This is a genomic window from Thermoanaerobaculia bacterium, assembly GCA_018057705.1.
Classification (GTDB): Bacteria; Acidobacteriota; Thermoanaerobaculia; order Multivoradales; family JAGPDF01; genus JAGPDF01.
On sequence record JAGPDF010000136.1, the window covers coordinates 4,323 to 6,415 of the forward strand.

Sequence of the window (2,093 nt, forward strand, 5' to 3'; positions counted from 1 at the left end):
TATCTTGTTAGCAGTCGCTGGTGACGAGTGCCAATCGGTGCTCGAGCGGCGAATCGCCAGAACATAACAGACCCGAAGGAGGAACCCGCAGTGAACATTCGACCTCTGCACGACCGCGTGGTGGTCAAGCGCCTGGAAGCCCAGGAGCAGATCCGGGGCGGCATCATCATCCCCGACACCGCCAAAGAGAAGCCGCAGGAAGCCGAAGTTTTCGCCGTCGGCCCGGGCAAGGTGAACGAGGACGGCAAGCGCTCGCCGATGGACGTCAAGAAGGGCGACCGCATCCTCATCGGCAAGTACTCCGGCAGCGAGATCAAGATCGACAGCGAGGAGTACGTCATCCTGCGCGAAGACGAGATCCTCGCGGTGATCGAAGCCGGCGAGAAGACCGAAAAGTCCGCCAAGAAGTAAGCGCCTCGAACCCGCTTCCCAGTAAAACGTTCACTAAGGAGAACCGAAGCCATGGCAGCCAAACACATTACCTACTCTGAGGAAGCGCGCGGCGCGATCCTCAAGGGTGTCAACAAGCTGGCCGATGCGGTGAAGGTCACCCTCGGCCCGAAGGGCAGGAACGTCGTCATCGAGAAGAAGTTCGGCTCGCCGACGATCACCAAGGACGGCGTCACCGTCGCCAAGGAGATCGAGCTTCCGGACGCGCTCGAGAACATGGGCGCGCAGATGGTGCGCGAGGTCGCCTCGAAGACCTCCGACGTGGCCGGCGACGGCACCACCACCGCCACCGTGCTGGCGCAGGCGATCTACCGTGAAGGCGCCAAGAACGTCACCGCCGGCGCCAACCCGATGGAGTTGAAGCGCGGCATCGACCTCGCCGTCAAGGCCGTGATCGAAGCGGTCGACAAGATGGCGAAGCCGGTCGAGGGCACCGAGATCGCCCACGTCGGTACGATCTCGGCGAACAACGACCAGGAGATCGGCAAGATCATCGCCGAGGCGATGGAGAAGGTCGGCAAGGACGGCGTCATCACGGTCGAAGAGGCCAAGGGCCTCGAGACCAACCTCGAGGTCGTCGAAGGCATGCAGTTCGACCGCGGCTACCTCTCGCCCTACTTCGTGACCGACGCCGAGCGCATGGAGTCCACCCTCGAGAACGTCAAGATCCTCCTCTACGAGAAGAAGATCTCCTCGATGAAGGACCTCCTGCCGATCCTCGAGCAGGTCGCCCGCCAGGGCAAGCCCCTTCTCATCATCGCCGAGGACGTCGAAGGTGAGGCGTTGGCGACGCTGGTGGTCAACAAGCTGCGTGGCACGCTGCAGATCGGAGCCGTCAAGGCGCCGGGCTTCGGCGATCGTCGCAAGGCCATGCTCGAGGACATCGCGATCCTCACCGGTGGCAAGCTCATCACCGAGGATCTCGGCATCAAGCTCGAGAACGTCAAGTGGGAAGACCTGGGCGAGGCCAAGAAGGTCCTCATCAACAAGGACAACACCACGATCGTCACCGACATCGACGACAAGAAGCGTCGTGAGTCGATCGCCGGCCGGGTCAAGCAGATCCGCACCCAGATCGAGGAGACGACCTCCGACTACGATCGCGAGAAGCTGCAGGAGCGGCTCGCCAAGCTCGTGGGCGGCGTCGCCGTCATCAAGGTCGGCGCAGCCACCGAGACCGAGATGAAGGAGAAGAAGGCCCGCGTCGAAGATGCCATGCACGCCACCAAGGCGGCAGTCGAAGAGGGCATCGTCGCCGGCGGCGGCGTGGCGTTCATCCGCGCCATCGCAGCGGTCGACAAGATCAAGGCCGAAGGCGACGTCGCGGTCGGCGTCAAGATCGTCCGTCGCGCGCTCGAGGAGCCGGCCCGTCAGATCGCCCAGAACGCGGGCGAAGAGGGTTCGGTCATCGTGCGTCAGCTGTTCGAGTCGTCCGGCAACATCGGCTTCAACGCCGGCACCGGCAAGTTCGAGGACATGGTCAAGGCCGGCGTCATCGACCCGGCGAAGGTGACCAAGACGGCGCTCATCAACGCAGCGTCGATCGCCGGCCTGATGCTCACCACCGAAGCGATGGTGGCCGAGATCAAGGAGAAGGACAAGGGCGGCATGCCCGGTGGCGGCGGCGGCATGGGCGGCATGGG

Annotated in this window: 2 protein-coding genes; both read left to right on the plus strand. The window is 63.7% G+C overall.

Features of this window, described 5'->3' with window-relative positions; all coding sequences use genetic code 11:
• The first annotated feature begins 90 nt into the window (after positions 1–90).
• Positions 91–411 (plus strand): co-chaperone GroES, encoded by a 321-nt coding sequence (gene groES / locus KBI44_20980; GenBank protein ID MBP9146959.1) that lies wholly within the window; start codon positions 91–93, stop codon positions 409–411.
• Positions 412–462: 51 nt separating this feature from the next.
• On the plus strand, positions 463–2,093 hold a 1,631-nt coding region (gene groL, locus KBI44_20985), incomplete at its 3' end, for a chaperonin GroEL (protein ID MBP9146960.1).